Genomic DNA, 15,441 nt, shown 5'->3' on the forward strand with positions numbered 1-15,441 from the left:
AGATGACCGTCCATCCTTGCTTACGGCAAGGCGGCAATAAAGACTTCCGTTTTAAGAAGTCATCTTGATCATGTGGCTGATCACTTCGCTGTGCTCGTGCTGGGGGCTGAACATGACGATCTCCGCATCCTCGTTCACCTTCACGTTATGCCCGGGGGGCCAGTAGAAGAGTTCCTGGGCGTCTACCGTCTCCTCCTTACCGTTCGCGTCGGTGGCGGTCACCTTCCCACTCACGAGGTAACCCCAGTGCGGGCAGTGGCACATGTTTCCTTTCAGACCCACGAACAGGGGGGCGGTATCCACTCCGGCGGCAAGGACGAAGTATTCCCCGCTGATCTTTCCCAGACCGGAAGCGTCCCCAAAATTCTCCTGCTGGCGTACTACCGCTCCGGGTATCTGCATTTTCAGGTCAATATCGTTTATGGCGATTTTCATAATGATCGAATTTATTACTATAAGATTAAAAAATATATTCAATCATCAAGGTCGCCGCTATATGGGGCCAATAAGCTATCGGGTCATATTGTGGAATAATAATCGAACCCAAAGAAGATACGGGAATTGCCGTTAGCATAACGATTTTGACAAAATTATATACCAATTACTTTTTTTCACACCCTGTAATTGATTGGTTGGCTGTTGGTATATAGAAAAGGATGATTCATTGCAGGATGCATAGGTCAGAATACCTTGCTCCTCCAAATCGAAACCTCGATAGACAGTGAACGGGGGTACCCGACAAGCAGCAGCGTGCACCTGCAGGGGTGCAAATCATTCTGCGGAAGTAAAAAGTAGCGCGTAACTTTGATTTGAAAAGCACTTTGATAAGTTTACCCCTTACGCTCTCTTTCACCCAAGTTATCCTCATGCAACTCTCCTCCAAACAGCCCTTGCATCCCCACCTGCGCACCTTTCTCTGGCCGGCGCTGGTCGGTGGAGCCATCGGTCTGCTGCTCATTCTTTCCTTTGTCCTGTCGGTCGATAACCCCGATCCCGACTGGCCCCGGTGGTGGCGCGTCCGGCCGCTGATTATTGTCCCCCTGGCCGGTGCGGCGGGGGGTGCCGCTTTCCATTATCTCCTGTATTTGCGGCGCGTGAGCAGGCTGCCGGCTGTCCTTGCCATAGTGTTGGGTATACTGGTATTTGTCGTAGGGCTGTGGTTGGGCATCGTGCTCGGATTAGACGGTACGTTGTGGGATTAATCCGTCAAATCAGCCGGTGAAAACCAGCTATATTCGGCTCATGGCAGAAATGGCAGGCAAGAACCGCCCCCTCCGCTGGGGCATCATCGGCTGCGGTGACGTCACCGAGGTGAAGAGCGGACCGGCGTATCAACTCACGAAAGGGTTCGAACTGAGCGCGGTCATGCGACGCGATGCCGGGAAACTGCGCGACTACGCCCGGCGGCACGGCGTCGGGAAGGCCTACACCGATGCCGAGGCACTCATCAACGATCCGGACATCGATGCGGTCTACATCGCTACCCCACCCGACACCCACGCCCATTACGCCTTGCGGGTAGCCGCGGCGGGCAAACCGTGCTGCGTAGAAAAGCCACTCGCCCCCAGTTACGCGGAAAGCCGGGCCATCCACGAGGCCTTTGAATCCCGGGGCGTGCCGCTATTCGTGGCCTATTACCGGCGTTCGTTGCCGCGCTTTGTTCAGGTGGCCACCTGGTTGCGGGAAGGGAGGATCGGGGTCGTTCGTCACATCAACTGGCAGTTGTATAAGCCGGCCAGCGAAACCGACCTATCTGGCGATTACAATTGGCGCACGGATCCCGCGGTCGCGCCCGGGGGATACTTTGATGATCTGGCTAGTCATGGGCTAGACCTGTTCATCCACTATCTGGGCGACATCGCGCAGGTGCAAGGGATCAGTCTGAACCAGCAGGGCCTCTACGGTGCCAAAGACGCCTTCTGCGCCTGCTGGATGCACGAGAATGGCGTCACGGGAGCGGGCAGCTGGAACTTCGGCTGTAGCCGTACCGAAGACCGGGTAGAGATCCACGGTAGTGAGGGCAAGATCAGGTTTTCGGTCTTTGCCGAGGCGCCCGTCGTACTGGATACCGGCGGCGACCCCAAAGAACTTTGGATCCGTCACCCGAAGCACGTGCAGCTGCCCCACGTAGATAATATGCGCAAGCACCTGCTGGAAGAGGGGTATACCCACCCTTCTACCGGCCGCAGCGCTGCCCACACCAGCTGGGTAATGGATCGGATATTGGGGTAGTGGAGGGTTATCTTTCTGGGGCGTGATGTGGTTTTCTTTGGCGCCTTTGGCGCTTTAGGATTATTTAACCGCGGATTACACAGATTCTTGCGCGGATTTGGGCGCAGATTTTCCTTCCCGCTTATCATTGGGTGATGACAGATTAATCAGCGCCTTAATCAGCGCCCCAATCAGCGGAATCTGCGGTGAGTTTTTCGCGCCTTTGGCGCTTGGGGGGTTGAACCGCAGATATCGCGGATTTTTGCGCGGATTTGGGCGCAGATTTTTTCGCTCACATGTTTTGAGTAAGGTGATATTAATCTGCGCCTGAATCTGCGCCTGAATCTGCGCCCCAATCAGCGAAATCTGCGGTGAGTTTTTTTAGCGCCTCTGGCGCTTCAGGGTTTTTAATTGCGGCGTCATGCGCCAGTAAGCTAAAAAAATCAATTAAACACCTATTCAAGAACGAATTTGGCATAAAGTGGAAAGTGATCCGAGCCAAATTTCGGAAGGCGTTCCAGTTCTAGGAGGGCGAAGTCGGCGGTGACAAAATAGTGGTCGAGGGGCCAGCGCATCAGGAAGGAATGGGCATCGAAGGAATTATAGAGGCCGCGACCTAGCCGGACATTGTTGAGGTTTCCCTGCTGCTCGAACAGGCGGGCCGTATTGGACCACGATACGTCGTTGAAATCGCCGGCCACGACGGCGGGAAGGGCTTCTTCGGCCACCATTTCGGCGACCTTACCTAATGCTACCTCTTTTTCGCCCTGGTTGTCGGGATACTTCTTGCTGGGGACGGGGGCCACGGGGTGTATACCGTGGAACATGAAGGATTCACCGGAGGGCAGGTCCACCCGCGTATGAATGGAGGGTACATCGTCGTGGTTGAAGAACTTGATCTCGGTACCGGCGAGGGGAAGGCGGGAGTAGAGGGCCATACCGTAGGCATTGTCGGTGGGGTACTTGACCACGTGGGGGTAGGTTTCTTCGAGGGGCGCGAGCTGGTCGATCCACCACTGATCTACCTCCATGACCAGGAGCATCTCCGGGTCGCGGTCGTTGACGATCTCCAGGAAGGGTCCGGCCGACTTGTTGGTGATCAACACGTTAGCGATCATGATGCCGGCGGTATTCTGCTCGTTTACTGAGGCTACCTGCGCTTGCGGGACTTTCTCCTCTCCAATTAAATAGGGCAGGACGAATAACGATTGTATACCAATGGCGGCCAGCATTCCTGCGGTCCAGGCTATAGAGGATGCCTTCCATTGCTTGTTAAGTCCCACGAACAGCAGAAGACACACGATACCCGCGATCAGGTACTGGGTGCGGGGAAAGTCCAACACCTTGGTATACCAGTAGGATACGTCGTGAATCAACGAAAACATACTGGCGAGTATCACCAGCGTGCCGATCGCAATGACCAGGTAATAAAGGATTTTTCGGAAAGTGTGCATAGTGTTGGAACGGAGGGTGGTGGGGGATGTTTGGGCTTTTCGCTTGCCGTGAGGTTTGCGCATTGTTTCCCCCCCCCTTCTGCGGGTGTATTGGTTTTCTTACCGTGGATTATACAGATTATGTTTCACCGATTTTTTCGCTCGCTCTGCTTGCGCACTTTGAGTATTGGGGAGATAATCCGCGCCTTACTCTGCGCCCCAATCAGCGGAATCTGCGGTGGCCTTTTTCGCGCCTTCGGCGCTTGGGTTTTTAAACGCAGATGTCGCGGATTCTTGCGCGGATTTGGGCGCAGATTTTTTTGCTCGCTCTCCCTGTATAGATTACGTTACTGAAAGATTAATCCGCGCCCCAATCAGCGGAATCTGCGGTGACTATTTTCAGCGCCTATGGCGCTTGGTTTTTTTAACCGCAGATGTCGCGGATTCTTGCGCGGATTTGGGCGCAGATTTTCTCGCTCGCTCAGCCCGCGGATTTCGCAGATTGTCCGCCTTCGGCGGTGTAAACGCGACGTGCACTAGCTCACATCGTAAACCACGGAGCATCAATGACTTGCAGGCGCCAAAACATGGTGTGGACCGCCCTTGAGATCGCCCGGGCGGCGGGGCGCAAAAGGGCGAAAAAGAAGGCTGCACTGTTTGAGCGTGCTAGCGATTAGGTTTGGCAAACGGATGGGGAGCTATCGACTGGCTTATTTCGGAGAATGGATTTTGCAGCGAGTTTGCAGCATTCCGCCCTTTTGGGTTCCGACGACCGATTAAGGCGATATCACAGGCGTGCTTTTTTGGTCCTTTTGTAGCTAGACAAAAGGACGAAGGTTTTTTGAACCGCAGATTGCTCGGATTCTTGCGCGGATCTTGGCGCAAATTTCGCGTTTGCTTGTTTTGAGTGAGTGAAGACTAATCTGCGCTTTACTCTGCGCCCCAATCAGCGGAATCTGCGGTGGCTTTTTTCGCGCCTTCGGCGCTTGGGGGGGTGAACCGCAGATTTCGCGGATCATGGCGCAGATTTGGGCGCAGATTTTTTCGCTCGCTCCGCCCGCGGATTTCGCAGATTGTCCGCCCTTCGGCGGTAAGAACGTGAGGTATTGCCATCTGTCGTTGTGTACCACGGAGCACGGAATATTTGCAGGCACCGAAACGTGGTGTGGACCGCCCTTGAGATCGCCCGGGCGGCGGGGCGCAAAAGGGCGAAAAAGAAGGCTGCACTGTTTGAGCGTGCTAGCGATTTGGGTTGGCAAACGAATGAGGGGCTATCGACTGGCTTATTTCGGAGCATGGATTTGGCAGCGAGTTTGCAGCATTCCGCCCTTTTGGGTTCCGACGACCGATTAAGGCGATATCACAGGCGTGCTTTTTTGGTCCTTTTGTAGCTAGACAAAAGGACGAAGGTTTTTTGAACCGCAGATTGCTCGGATTCTTGCGCGGATTTGGGCGCAAATTTCGCGTTTGCTTGTATTGAGTGAGTGAAGACTAATCTGCGCCTCAATCAGCGCCCCAATCAGCGGAATCTGCGGTGGCTTTTTTCGCGCCTTCGGCGCTTGGGTTTTTAACCGCAGATTTCGCGGATCATGGCGCAGATTTGGGCGCAGATTTTTTTGCTCGCTCCGCCCGCGGATTTCGCAGATTGTCCGCTTTCGACGGCTTAAACGTGAACCTGCAATGCGTTACGTGCCACATTTTGTATTTCCGAATGCTCAAGAGCGGCCATAACCGGCAAATTCACCTACCTTCTCTCCGGTCCTGCAGACTGAATTTTTGGAATGGAACCTATAATTTTTCCCACGTTAACGACCCCGGCAAGCTGCGGTGTCGCGGATAGCCCCGCCCCCCTAACCCGCCTGGATGGCAGTACCCTTACGGCACCCGCGCCCGACGCCCAACTCTATACGGCGGGAATGATCGGATTGGCCGTGACGGACTCGATTGACCTAACCGTGAATATGGTTACCCGGGTTCATTACGCCCCCCGGCGGTGGAAGAACTACCTGCCCTATTCCCACCCAATCACCACCCGATGAAACGCATCCTGGCCCTGGCCGGCAGCAACCACTCCCGGTCGATCAACCACCAACTGGTCACTTTCGCGGCCTCCCTGATCGAAGATGCCGAGGTGACCGTACTGGACCTGCGCAGCTGGGACATTCCCGTGTACTCCATCGATATGGACCCCGACCAGACCCCGGGGCGTATCACCTTCCTGATCGGGCAGCTGGATCAGTACGACGGGTTCATTCTCGCCTCACCCGAGCACAACGGCGGGCCCTCGGCTTTCCTGAAGAACATCTTCGACTGGCTGACGCGCCGCTCCCAAAAGGTAATGGACGGAAAGCCCCTGGTGCTCATGGCCACGTCTACCGGTCGGGGCGGTGCGGCCAAACACCTGCCTTACCTGGAGGGAGCCCTGCCCCGGCTCGGCGCTAATGTGGTAGCCACTTACAGCCTGCCCTCCTTCAACCACACCATGGTGGACGGCCAGCTCTCCGGCGAGCCGCTGGCGGAACTACAGTCGCGACTGGACACCCTGCTCGCGGCGGTACACCAGGCATGACGGGGCCGGGGCTCTTCGGACCTGCAATCGATTTTGCACATACCGATTTTCTAGCTACTTTGATCGGATGATCAAGCTATATTCTTTATTGGCCGCCTGTCTGCTCGGGCTGTCCGTACGTGCCCAGTCGTCGCTGCCCGCCCCGGAGATCGGAGTGGTGGTGGATATGGAGCGCGACAGTCTGGTAAAGGCCCTACAGTTCAAGTACATGCTGGAGACCACCGCGAAGGTGCTGTCGCCACGGGAGGTTTCCGACGCTGAATTCCAGGAGCGGCTGCAGCAGATCCGGGAGCTGGAGGTGCCCCTGTACGGCTGCAACATCTTCATCCCTTCCGACCTGAAAGTCGTGGGCCCGAACGTCGACGAGGAGGCCGTGCTTGAGTACGTAGAAGTCGTTTTGCGGCGCGCGCAGGTTGCCGGCCTCACCCTGATCACCTGGGGTAGTGGTGGCTCACGCCGGGTGCCGGAGGGCTTCGACCGGGTTACCGCTACGGCCCAATTCATCTACATGGCCAAACGGGTGGCCGAAGTGGCGGCCCGCTACGATATGCTGCTGGTGCTCGAGAACCTGAACTCTTCCGAGTGCAATTTCATCACCTCCATCCCCGAAGCCCTCGCCGTGGTGCGGGCGGTGGACCACCCCAATTTCCGGCTCTGTGTCGACATCTACCACATGTTGAAGGACGGGCAGCCCGCCTCCGACATTGTCGGTACGGGGCCCTACGCCGCCTACTGCGAGATCGCCGAGCGCGACGGACGTACGCCCCCCGGCGTGCAGGGGACCGACTTCACCCCTTACCTGGCCGCGATGAAGGCCGAGGGCTATACCGGAAAGATCATGATCGAAGCACGCTGGGACGACCTGGCTACCCAGGGACCGGCGGCCTACCGCACCCTGCGCGACCAGATCGACGCCGTGTACCAATAGATCCCGCCTTTTCTTCGTGTACTTATTTTTACTTCCATGATACGCCTCCTTCCGTTGCTTCCCTGCCTGCTCCTGCTGATCTTCGCTCCGGTCGGGCTGTCGGGCCAGTCGACCGCCGACTCGACCGCGGTGCCCCCCGCCAAGACCTTCACCTCCCAACAGCGAGTAACCTTCGGCGGCAAGGCCGTCGACCTCGACGCCACCACCGGTACCCTCCTGCTGCGCGACGAAAACGATAAGCCCATCGCCCACTTCGGCTACACCAGCTACCTGGCCCGCAACGCCGATCCGGCAAACCCCCGCCCGGTCGTTTTTGCCTACAATGGCGGTCCGCTGTCGGCCTCCTTCTGGCTGCACGTCGGCATTCTCGGTCCGAAGCGGATCGCCACCGAAGACCTGGTCTTCAATACGGTGCCCCCCTACGAGCTCGTGAATAACGATTACTCCCTGCTGGAGGTAGCCGACCTGGTGATGATCGACCCGGTAGGCGTGGGCTTCAGCAAGCCGGTCGGCGAGGCGAAGTGGGCCGACTTCTGGGGTACCGACCAGGACATCCGCAGCATCGGACTCTTCATCGAGCAATTCCTGATCCAGCACGACCGCATGAACGCCGCCAAGTTCCTGCTTGGCGAAAGCTACGGCACCTTCCGCAACGCCGGACTGGTACGCCATATGCAGGAGAAGGGGCTGATGATGAACGGCGTCATCATGGTCTCGGCTACCCTCGACGTGCACGACCTCTTCTTCGGGGCCGGCCACGACCAGAGCTACCTGGTCTTCCTGCCTACCTACGCCGCGGCGGGCTGGTTCCACGAGTTGGTACCGAACCGGCCGGACGACCTGGAAGCCTTCTTGGACGAGGTGCGCACCTTCACCGAGGAGGAATACGCGCCCGCCTTACTTCGGGGCGACCGCCTCACCGACGCCGAACGGCAACGCATCGCCGGCCAGCTCGAACGCTATACCGGAATTGGTAGCGACGTGTGGCTGCGGGCCAACCTTCGCCTCAACGACGGCGAGTTCTTCCAGGAACTCAACCGCGAGACCCGCGCCACTACGGGCCGACTTGACGCGCGGTTCACCGCCATCAACCAGGACCCGATGACCCAGCGCCCCGAACGCGATGACCCCTTCTCGGAAGCCATCCAGGGGGCCTACATCACCGCCTTCCGCGACTACCTCTACCGGGAGCTGGGCGCTGACCGCCGCATGACCTATACCAGTTCCAGCGGCGGCCGGGAGGGCTTCAAGTGGGACTGGTCGCACGAAGGGAATATGGGCTGGGGCACCCAGGCGGCCGTGAGTACGGCGGCGGATCTGGCGGCGGCCATGTCGGCCAACCCCAATCTCGATGTACTGATCCTGCAGGGATACTACGACGCGGCCACCCCCTTCTACGGCATCGAGCATACGGTGCATCACCTCGGTCTCGATCCCAGTATCCGCGACAACATCCGTATCGAATACTTTGAAGCCGGCCACATGATGTACGTGAAGGAGGATTCGCGCCGCAAGTGGAAGCAGTTTGTGGACGCCTTCATCCAGGAGCATTCCGGAGAAACCGCCCGGCGCTGACGCAAACGGGCATCACCCAAGTTGTATACGGTACATTGGACATTGAAACGTAAGTCACCATGTCCGAGAAGTACACCACCATTCACTACCACAACTACCTGGAGCTGGACGCGCTGCTCTCCCTGCAGAAGGAGCGCAGCAAGGCCCTCGGGGAGGCGGCCCACGACGAGACGCTCTTCATCATCATGCACCAGGTGTGCGAACTGTGGTTCAAGCAGATCCTGACCGAGCTCGACTCCGTCATTCTTCTGTTCCGGGAGGAAAGGGTGAGGGAAGACAATATGCACACCGTACTGCTGCGGCTGCGGCGCATTAATTCCATCATCGACCTGCTGATCGAGCAGGTTAAGGTGATGGAGACAATGACGCCGCTCGACTTTCTGGACTTCCGCGACTACCTCTTCCCCGCCTCGGGCTTCCAAAGCTGGCAGTTCCGCATGATCGAGACTACGCTCGGATTACGGGAGGAGGACCGGCTTACTTACCACGGGAAGTCGTACAAAATCGTCTTCACCGAGGAGCAGAAGGCCCACCTAACGGACATCGAGCGGAGCGGCAGCCTCTTCGACCTCGTGGCGCGGTGGCTGGAGCGTACCCCCTTCCTGCGCTTCCGGGGATTTGATTTCCTGAGCGCCTACAAGGAGGCGGTGGAGCGCATGATCGCCCGCGACCAGCAACACATCCGCGACAGCGAACTGAGCCCCAAAATGAAGGAGATGCGGCTGCGCGTTTTGGGGGATACGACGACCTACTTCCGCCACGTCCTCGACCGGGAGGAGCACGAGCGCATGGTGGCCGCCGGTGAGGCGCGTCTGAGCTACGACGCTACCATCGCCGCCCTGCTGATCAACCTCTACCGCGACCAGCCGATCCTCAACATTCCCTTCCAGTTGCTCACTGAACTGATGGTCATTGATGAAGGCCTCACCACCTGGCGCTACCGCCACGCGCAGATGGTCATGCGGATGATCGGCAACAAGATCGGCACCGGGGGTTCTTCCGGACACGACTACCTGGCCCGCACCGCCGAGCAGCACAAGATCTTCCGCGACCTGCACAACATCTCTTCCCTGCTCATTCCGCGGTCGGCCCTACCCGACCTGCCGGAAGAGCTGGCGCGCGGACTGGGATTCCACTTTCGGGGAAAGTAAGCCCGTCTACCTACTCGGCTGTCCGGCGCCGCCGGAGGCCATCTTGAACTCCGTGCCGACGACGACCATGGGGGTGCCCTCCGGTTCATCCTCGTTGACGAAAACCAGGTACAGGTCGTGCGGCCCGTCGGTAATACCGCTGGGCGACTGGATGGCTACGGTAAGGAAACTGGGCTCGAAGGACATTTCTTCCGATGGTTCCAGGAAACTGGAAGTGCCGAGCAGCGGGCCGGTGGGGCTGTCGATGCGCAATTCCACCTTGCCGCCGACGCAGTTGACCCGGGGCTTGGGGGCCACGGCGGCTACGGTAAGCGCCTGCAGGCCTGCCAGGTGGACTGCGCGGAGCATAAGGTAGGCTCCGGAGCCGTCGACCAGGTTGATCTTCATCCCGTTCGTGGTCAGCGGACGCATCTTTTCAGTGGCGTCGTAATCGTGCACGCCCACGTTGGCATTGCGCAATACAAGTACGTCTTCCGCCTGTACGGGGGGGAGGCCGCGGGCCCCGCGGTCGCGGTAGGCGGCGCGAAGCAGCAGTACGCCCTGGCCGGCGTCACCTTCCGGCAATTCCGGGGTGTAGCTTCCCTGCAGGGGGCGGCGGTCGTTGGAGGCGGTAGTGTTCAGGCTCATGATGTAGTCGACCATCCGGGCAGCGTCGGATTCCGGCAGGTCGGGGTGGGCGGCCATGGCGTTTTCGCCCCAGACGCCGCTGCCCCCGGCAATGATTTTGCCGGTCAGGTACTCCTTGGCCTCGGGGTCGTCCTGGTAACGGGCTGCTACGGCGCGCCAGGTGGGGCCGATCGATTCTTTCTCGAGGGCGTGGCAGCTGATGCAGTCGTTCTCTCCGATGAGGCTTTCGCCCTGACTGGCCATGGCACCCGCGTCCGCGCCCCGATGGCCGCGGGCGATGGCTACCTGATCGTATCCTTCGGGGAGATAGTCCATGGTGAGTACGACCGATCCGGGATCGATGCCCTGACCCAGCTTACCGTCTTCGGCGTCGCTAACCTCCACCGCGTAGTCGATGGGCGTGCCGGGGGTGTAGAAGCTGCGGCTAGCGCCGGAGAGCACGAGCTGAACTTTCGGTACGGCGTTCCCGGCGGAGATATCGACGCTGGAAGTGGTGGTACCCCCCTGTCCGTCGTCGACGGTGAGGGTAGCCTGGTACAGACCGGACTCATCGAGGGTAAGGTCGACTTCCTGGCCTTCGAAGGTTTGGGAGTACCCGTTTTCGCTGGTGACCGTCCAGCGGAAGCTGAGCGGATCATCGTCGGCGTCCTTTACTTCTTCGGCGGAGAGGGTCACCGAGAGGGGCAGCGTTCCGCCGGCCTTATCGGCGGTAGCGATGGCCTGGGGTAGGCGGTTGCCCGCGTTGTATTCGATGCGGATGAGGCGCGCATCCTTGTTCTGGGAGAACCAGCCCGAGCCGTATTCCAGCATGTAGAGGTCGCCGTTGTCGGCGAAGGCCATGTCCATGGGGTTGTTGAAGGTGGTATTAGGCATGAAGCGTTCCATGGAGACCAGGTCGCCGGATTCGTCCATGGTCACCGCCATGATCCAGCCCCGCATCCATTCGTAAGCCAGTAGCTTGCCGTCGTAGTAGGGGGGGAAGGCGCGTTCGGCACCGACGAAGTCGTCGTGGTAATACACCGGCCCGGCCATGGCATTCCGGCCGCCGTTGCCCACCAGCGGAAACTCCTGAGAAGCGCCGTAGGGGTACCAGATGAAGGCCTCTTGGGCGGGCGGGAGCTGTTCCAGTCCCGTATTGTTGGGGGAGGCGTTGACGGGGGCGGCGGGGTCCCATTTTTCATCCGAGGTGCCGGTGGCGAAGTCGTAGCGGTGGTAGGCCTTGTTGTCGCCCACGAAGTGTGGCCAGCCGTAGTTGCCGGCCTGCCGGGCCTGGCCTACCTCGTCGTGACCGGCCGGGCCGCGGGTGGAGTCGGGGTCGGAGGCGTCGGGGCCCACGTCGCCCCAGTACAGGTATCCGGTGTGGGGGTCGACCGAGATCCGGAAGGGGTTGCGGTGGCCCATGGTGTAGATTTCCGGGCGGGTCTTTTCGGTGCCTTCGGGGAAGAGGTTGCCGGCGGGGATGGTGTAGCTTCCGTCGGGCTGGGGCGTAATGCGGAGGACCTTGCCGCGCAGGTCATTGGTGTTGGCGGAGGACTTCTGAGCGTCCCAGGGGGAGCGGCCGGGTCGTTCGTCGCTGGGACTGTAGCCGTTGGAAGCGTGGGGGTTGGTGTTGTCGCCCGTTGAGAGGTAGAGGTTGCCCTCGGCGTCGAAGGCAATGGACCCGGCCGTGTGGCAGCATTCCTCGCGTTGTACGGGTACGGTCAGCATCACCTTTTTGGAGTCCAGCAGCAGTTCGTCGCCTTCCATGGTAAAGCGGGCCAGCACGTTGGCCGAGGTGTCGGGATCTGAGTAGAAAAGATAGATGTGCTGGTTGCTGGCGAAGTCGGGATCCTTGTTCAAGCCCAGCAGGCCGTCTTCCGCGACTGAGGTTTCGCCCTTTGTGTTGGTGTACACCGTGCTCACCCGAAGGGTGGCGATGGTCTCCAGGGTGCCGGTGCTGTTGTGGTAGAGCTTGACGGCCCCCTTGCGCTCGATGAAGAGGATACGGTCTTCGTCCAGAAGAGTGAGTTCCATGGGTTCGTCGAGCCCTTCGGCCAGGACGACCTTCGTGAAGCGGTTCTCTTCCGGCCGCGATTGGGCGAAATCGAGGGGTTTGGGATTGTCCCCACCCATGGCGTAGTGCAGTCCGGCGGCGAGGTGATTCAGAAAGAGGGGCTCGGTATAGGCTTCAGGGGTATGTCCTAGAGCGGTATAGAAGGCGCGGCCCCCGTCAAATTCGTGGTACCAGCTCATGGGGTGGAAATCAGGGTTCTTGCCGCCGACGTAGCTGGTTTCGTCGATGGCCAGTACGGGGTGTACGTGATCGGACAGGTTGCGGAAGCTGTAGAACTCGTCGGTCCACTCAAATTCCTCTGGCATGCCGGCGGTGGCCCAGCTGTCCGTGTCCAAAACGGTGAAGCGGCCGGTCTGCACGTTGCTGGGATCACTGGGGTGGTCGAGGAAGTAGGCCCCGGCCAGTTGTCCGTACCAGGGCCACTCGTATTCGGTATCGGTCGCCGAATGGACACCTACGTAGCCGCCGCCCGCCTGGATATAGCGTTCGAAGGTTTCCTGCTGTTTGGGGTCCAGGACGTCACCCGTCGTGTTCAGGAAGACGACCGCTTGGTAGCCGCTGAGATTGGCTTCCGTGAACGCCCCGGCGTCTTCGGTAAAGTCGGCGCGGAAATTCTTCTCCTTCGCCAGTTGGCGCAGGGCTTCCTGGCCGGCCCCGATCGATTCGTGGCGGAAGCCTTCCGTCTTGCTGAAGACGAGCACGGCCGGGTCGGGCTGATCGGGCTGATCGGTACAGGAGGATATCAGGCAAGTCAGCGCGAGGGTGAGTAGCAGGAACAAAGGGGCAAGGCGGTGTGGCATGGCAATGATCGATCGAGAATGAGTGTCCAAAGATAGTGCAGTTCAGGGCTATTGTCTGAACTCTATGACAATAGCCCGTGGATAACCAGCGTAAGTCGAGAAATCCGGTTCAGCCCACCGTTTTCTCCATACACACGCTGCCGGTGACGCCGGCGTACGGGCCGTAATTTTCCGCCATGCGTTGGTAGCCGTGTTTGGTGTACAGCCGGATTGCCGGGGTTTGCCGGATGCCGGTCTCAAGGATCAGACGCCTGAAACCCAGTTCGGCGGCCCAGGCTTCCAGTTCGTGCAGGATCCGGCCCGCCAGTCCGCGGCCCCGCGCCTCGTCGGTGGTGTACATCCGTTTTACCTCCGCGGTGGTCTTTCGGTAATGCTTGAGGGCCCCGCAGGCGAGGGCCTTATCGTCTTCGAGGAGCAGCACTACGTGGCGAATGGCGTCCGATTTATTGAACTGGTCGTAGAACGCGTGGTCTTCGCCGTCGGTGACGGCCAGATCGCGGTCGAGTGACTTGATGAGGCGCCGGTATTCCGGGTGCGCGGGGGTGGTGCGGAGGATTTTCATTCGTAGGTCAGGAGTCGCTGCCAATAATCGCGGGCCATGGCTTCCTCGTCGATGTCGGTATAGATCCATACCTGGCGCCGGGTATTTTCGGGGGGCGTGGTCACCTGAATTTGGGTAGCCTGTTTGGGGTGGAGAAAAGCCTGCAGCAGGGCCACGTCCCACATGATCCACGATTCCGCTCCGGGGGCGAAGTTTTGCCAGCGTGCCTTGAGGTAGGCCCCGATGGGTCCGCTGCGGTCGAGCCTTTCAAAGGTGGGCTCGCGCCGCCACTCGTACTGCCGGGCGGTGGAGGTGGGCATGACGTGGAGTTCGAGGCCTTCGGCGTTGAGCAGGTAGTTGGCGGCGTTGAGGTCGCGGCGGATATTGAACTCGTCTTTGTTCCAATATCTGCCGGTGGTATCGTACTGGAAACCCAGGACGTAGGCGGTTATCTTGTCTTTGATGTCCGGGGCCAGGGCAATGGCGGAGGCGAGGTTGGTACTGGCACCGATGCACATCACGACCAGTTTTCCGGCACCTGCGCGCCGCGCCTCCTGAATGATGAGACGTGCGGCGGGACTGTCGCGAGGATCGTAGCCGCCCCACGGTTGTCCCATAATGGTATCGGCTCCGAGCGGGTGGGGCAGATCGAGTCGGCCCGCCAGCGTAAGCAATTCCTCATTGAGGCGTTGGCTCTGGTACACGGTACTGTCGCCCGACATATGGTGGAACCACTGGGCGGAGTTTAGTCCTACCCAGTCGATGCTTTCCTCCGCGAACAGGTAGGCGATGGCGTAGAGGTCGTCGATCTCGTTGGCGGTATCCGAGTCGAGAATCAGCCGCACTTTTTCGGTGGGTTGGGCAAGCACCGGGCTGCGGCAAGATGTCGCCAGGAGTAGTAGGAGGGGCAGGTAACGCATACTGTGAAGATATGGAGCGCGGCGATCACAATTGGGGTGGGGTTTAGCGACTCCAGGCGCGATTTTTATCAAGCTTGAAAGCCCTCAACCCGTGGAGGTAAGCGGGCTGAGCGACTCTGGGCGCGACTGTAATCGGGCTTGAAAGCCCTCAACCCGTGGGGGCAAGCGGGCTGAGCGACTCCAGGCGCGATTTTTATCGGGCTTGAAAGCGTTTAACCCGTGGAGGTAAGCGGGCTGCGCGACTCCAGGCGCGATTTTTATCGGGCTTGAAAGTCCTCAACCCGAGTGGGAAAGCGGGCTGAGCGACTCCAGGCGCGATCATTCTCGGGCTGGAAAGCCCTCAACCTGTGTTGGCAAGCGGGCTGAGCGACTCCAGGCACGACTGTAATCGGGCTTGAAAGCCCTCAACCCGTGGGGGCAAGCGGGCTGAGCGACTCCAGGCGCGATTTTTATCGGGCTTGAAAGCGTTTAACCCGTGGAGGTAAGCGGGCTGCGCGACTCCAGGCGCGATTTTTATCGGGCTTGAAAGTCCTCAACCCGAGTGGGAAAGCGGGCTGAGCGACTCCAGGCGCGATCATTCTCGGGCTGGAAAGCCCTCAACCTGTGTTGGCAAGCGGGCTGAGCGACTCCAGG

Annotated in this window: 12 protein-coding genes; 7 read left to right on the top strand and 5 right to left on the bottom strand. The window is 59.4% G+C overall.

Features of this window, described 5'->3' with window-relative positions; translation table 11 throughout:
* Nucleotides 1-51: 51 nt before the first annotated feature.
* Nucleotides 52-435: a cupin domain-containing protein gene (locus E4021_RS17330; protein WP_136460684.1), complete on the bottom strand. Its 384-nt coding sequence runs from the start codon at nt 433-435 to the stop codon at nt 52-54.
* A gap of 431 nt (nt 436-866) precedes the next feature.
* Between E4021_RS17330 and E4021_RS17335 the strand changes: the two genes are divergently transcribed.
* The gene (locus E4021_RS17335) at nt 867-1,202 is read left to right on the top strand and encodes a potassium transporter KefB (RefSeq protein WP_136460686.1); all 336 of its coding nucleotides are present in this window, start codon (nt 867-869) and stop codon (nt 1,200-1,202) included.
* A gap of 49 nt (nt 1,203-1,251) precedes the next feature.
* The gene (locus tag E4021_RS17340; RefSeq protein ID WP_136460703.1) at nt 1,252-2,232 is read left to right on the top strand and encodes a Gfo/Idh/MocA family protein; all 981 of its coding nucleotides are present in this window, start codon (nt 1,252-1,254) and stop codon (nt 2,230-2,232) included.
* Between the two features lie 434 nt (nt 2,233-2,666).
* Here E4021_RS17340 and E4021_RS17345 read toward each other — a convergent pair whose 3' ends face one another.
* Complete coding sequence (locus E4021_RS17345) at nt 2,667-3,665, bottom strand: endonuclease/exonuclease/phosphatase family protein (protein WP_136460688.1); 999 nt, start codon at nt 3,663-3,665, stop codon at nt 2,667-2,669.
* A gap of 1,760 nt (nt 3,666-5,425) precedes the next feature.
* Between E4021_RS17345 and E4021_RS18215 the strand changes: the two genes are divergently transcribed.
* The 5 genes from E4021_RS18215 to E4021_RS17365 all read left to right on the top strand — a co-directional run bounded on the left by E4021_RS18215 (nt 5,426) and on the right by E4021_RS17365 (nt 9,867).
* Complete coding sequence (locus tag E4021_RS18215) at nt 5,426-5,683, top strand: hypothetical protein (protein ID WP_168797672.1); 258 nt, start codon at nt 5,426-5,428, stop codon at nt 5,681-5,683.
* The gene (locus E4021_RS17350; RefSeq protein ID WP_136460690.1) at nt 5,680-6,213 is read left to right on the top strand and encodes an NADPH-dependent FMN reductase; all 534 of its coding nucleotides are present in this window, start codon (nt 5,680-5,682) and stop codon (nt 6,211-6,213) included. The genes E4021_RS18215 and E4021_RS17350 overlap by 4 nt, the downstream gene beginning before the upstream one ends.
* Before the next feature lie 67 nt (nt 6,214-6,280).
* Nucleotides 6,281-7,141 (top strand): sugar phosphate isomerase/epimerase family protein, encoded by an 861-nt coding sequence (locus E4021_RS17355; RefSeq protein WP_136460692.1) that lies wholly within the window; start codon nt 6,281-6,283, stop codon nt 7,139-7,141.
* Nucleotides 7,142-7,177: 36 nt separating this feature from the next.
* Nucleotides 7,178-8,716, top strand: coding sequence for a S10 family peptidase (locus E4021_RS17360; RefSeq protein WP_136460694.1), 1,539 nt, complete (start codon nt 7,178-7,180; stop codon nt 8,714-8,716).
* 59 nt (nt 8,717-8,775) lie between these two features.
* Nucleotides 8,776-9,867, top strand: a complete 1,092-nt coding sequence (locus tag E4021_RS17365) for a tryptophan 2,3-dioxygenase family protein (protein ID WP_136460695.1) — start codon at nt 8,776-8,778, stop codon at nt 9,865-9,867.
* A 6-nt stretch (nt 9,868-9,873) separates the two neighbouring features.
* Here the strand turns inward: E4021_RS17365 and E4021_RS17370 are convergent, their stop codons facing one another.
* From E4021_RS17370 to E4021_RS17380, 3 genes are all read right to left on the bottom strand, one after another.
* The gene (locus E4021_RS17370; RefSeq protein WP_136460697.1) at nt 9,874-13,347 is read right to left on the bottom strand and encodes a ThuA domain-containing protein; all 3,474 of its coding nucleotides are present in this window, start codon (nt 13,345-13,347) and stop codon (nt 9,874-9,876) included.
* Between the two features lie 109 nt (nt 13,348-13,456).
* Entirely contained in the window at nt 13,457-13,909 is a 453-nt protein-coding gene (locus tag E4021_RS17375) for a GNAT family N-acetyltransferase (protein ID WP_136460699.1), read from the bottom strand.
* The gene (locus E4021_RS17380; protein ID WP_136460701.1) at nt 13,906-14,808 is read right to left on the bottom strand and encodes a nucleoside hydrolase; all 903 of its coding nucleotides are present in this window, start codon (nt 14,806-14,808) and stop codon (nt 13,906-13,908) included. Before E4021_RS17380 ends, E4021_RS17375 begins: the two co-directional genes overlap by 4 nt.
* Nucleotides 14,809-15,441 lie beyond the last annotated feature (633 nt).

Origin of the sequence: Neolewinella litorea (assembly GCF_004803465.1) — a bacterium.
Taxonomy (GTDB): domain Bacteria; phylum Bacteroidota; class Bacteroidia; order Chitinophagales; family Saprospiraceae; genus Neolewinella; species Neolewinella litorea.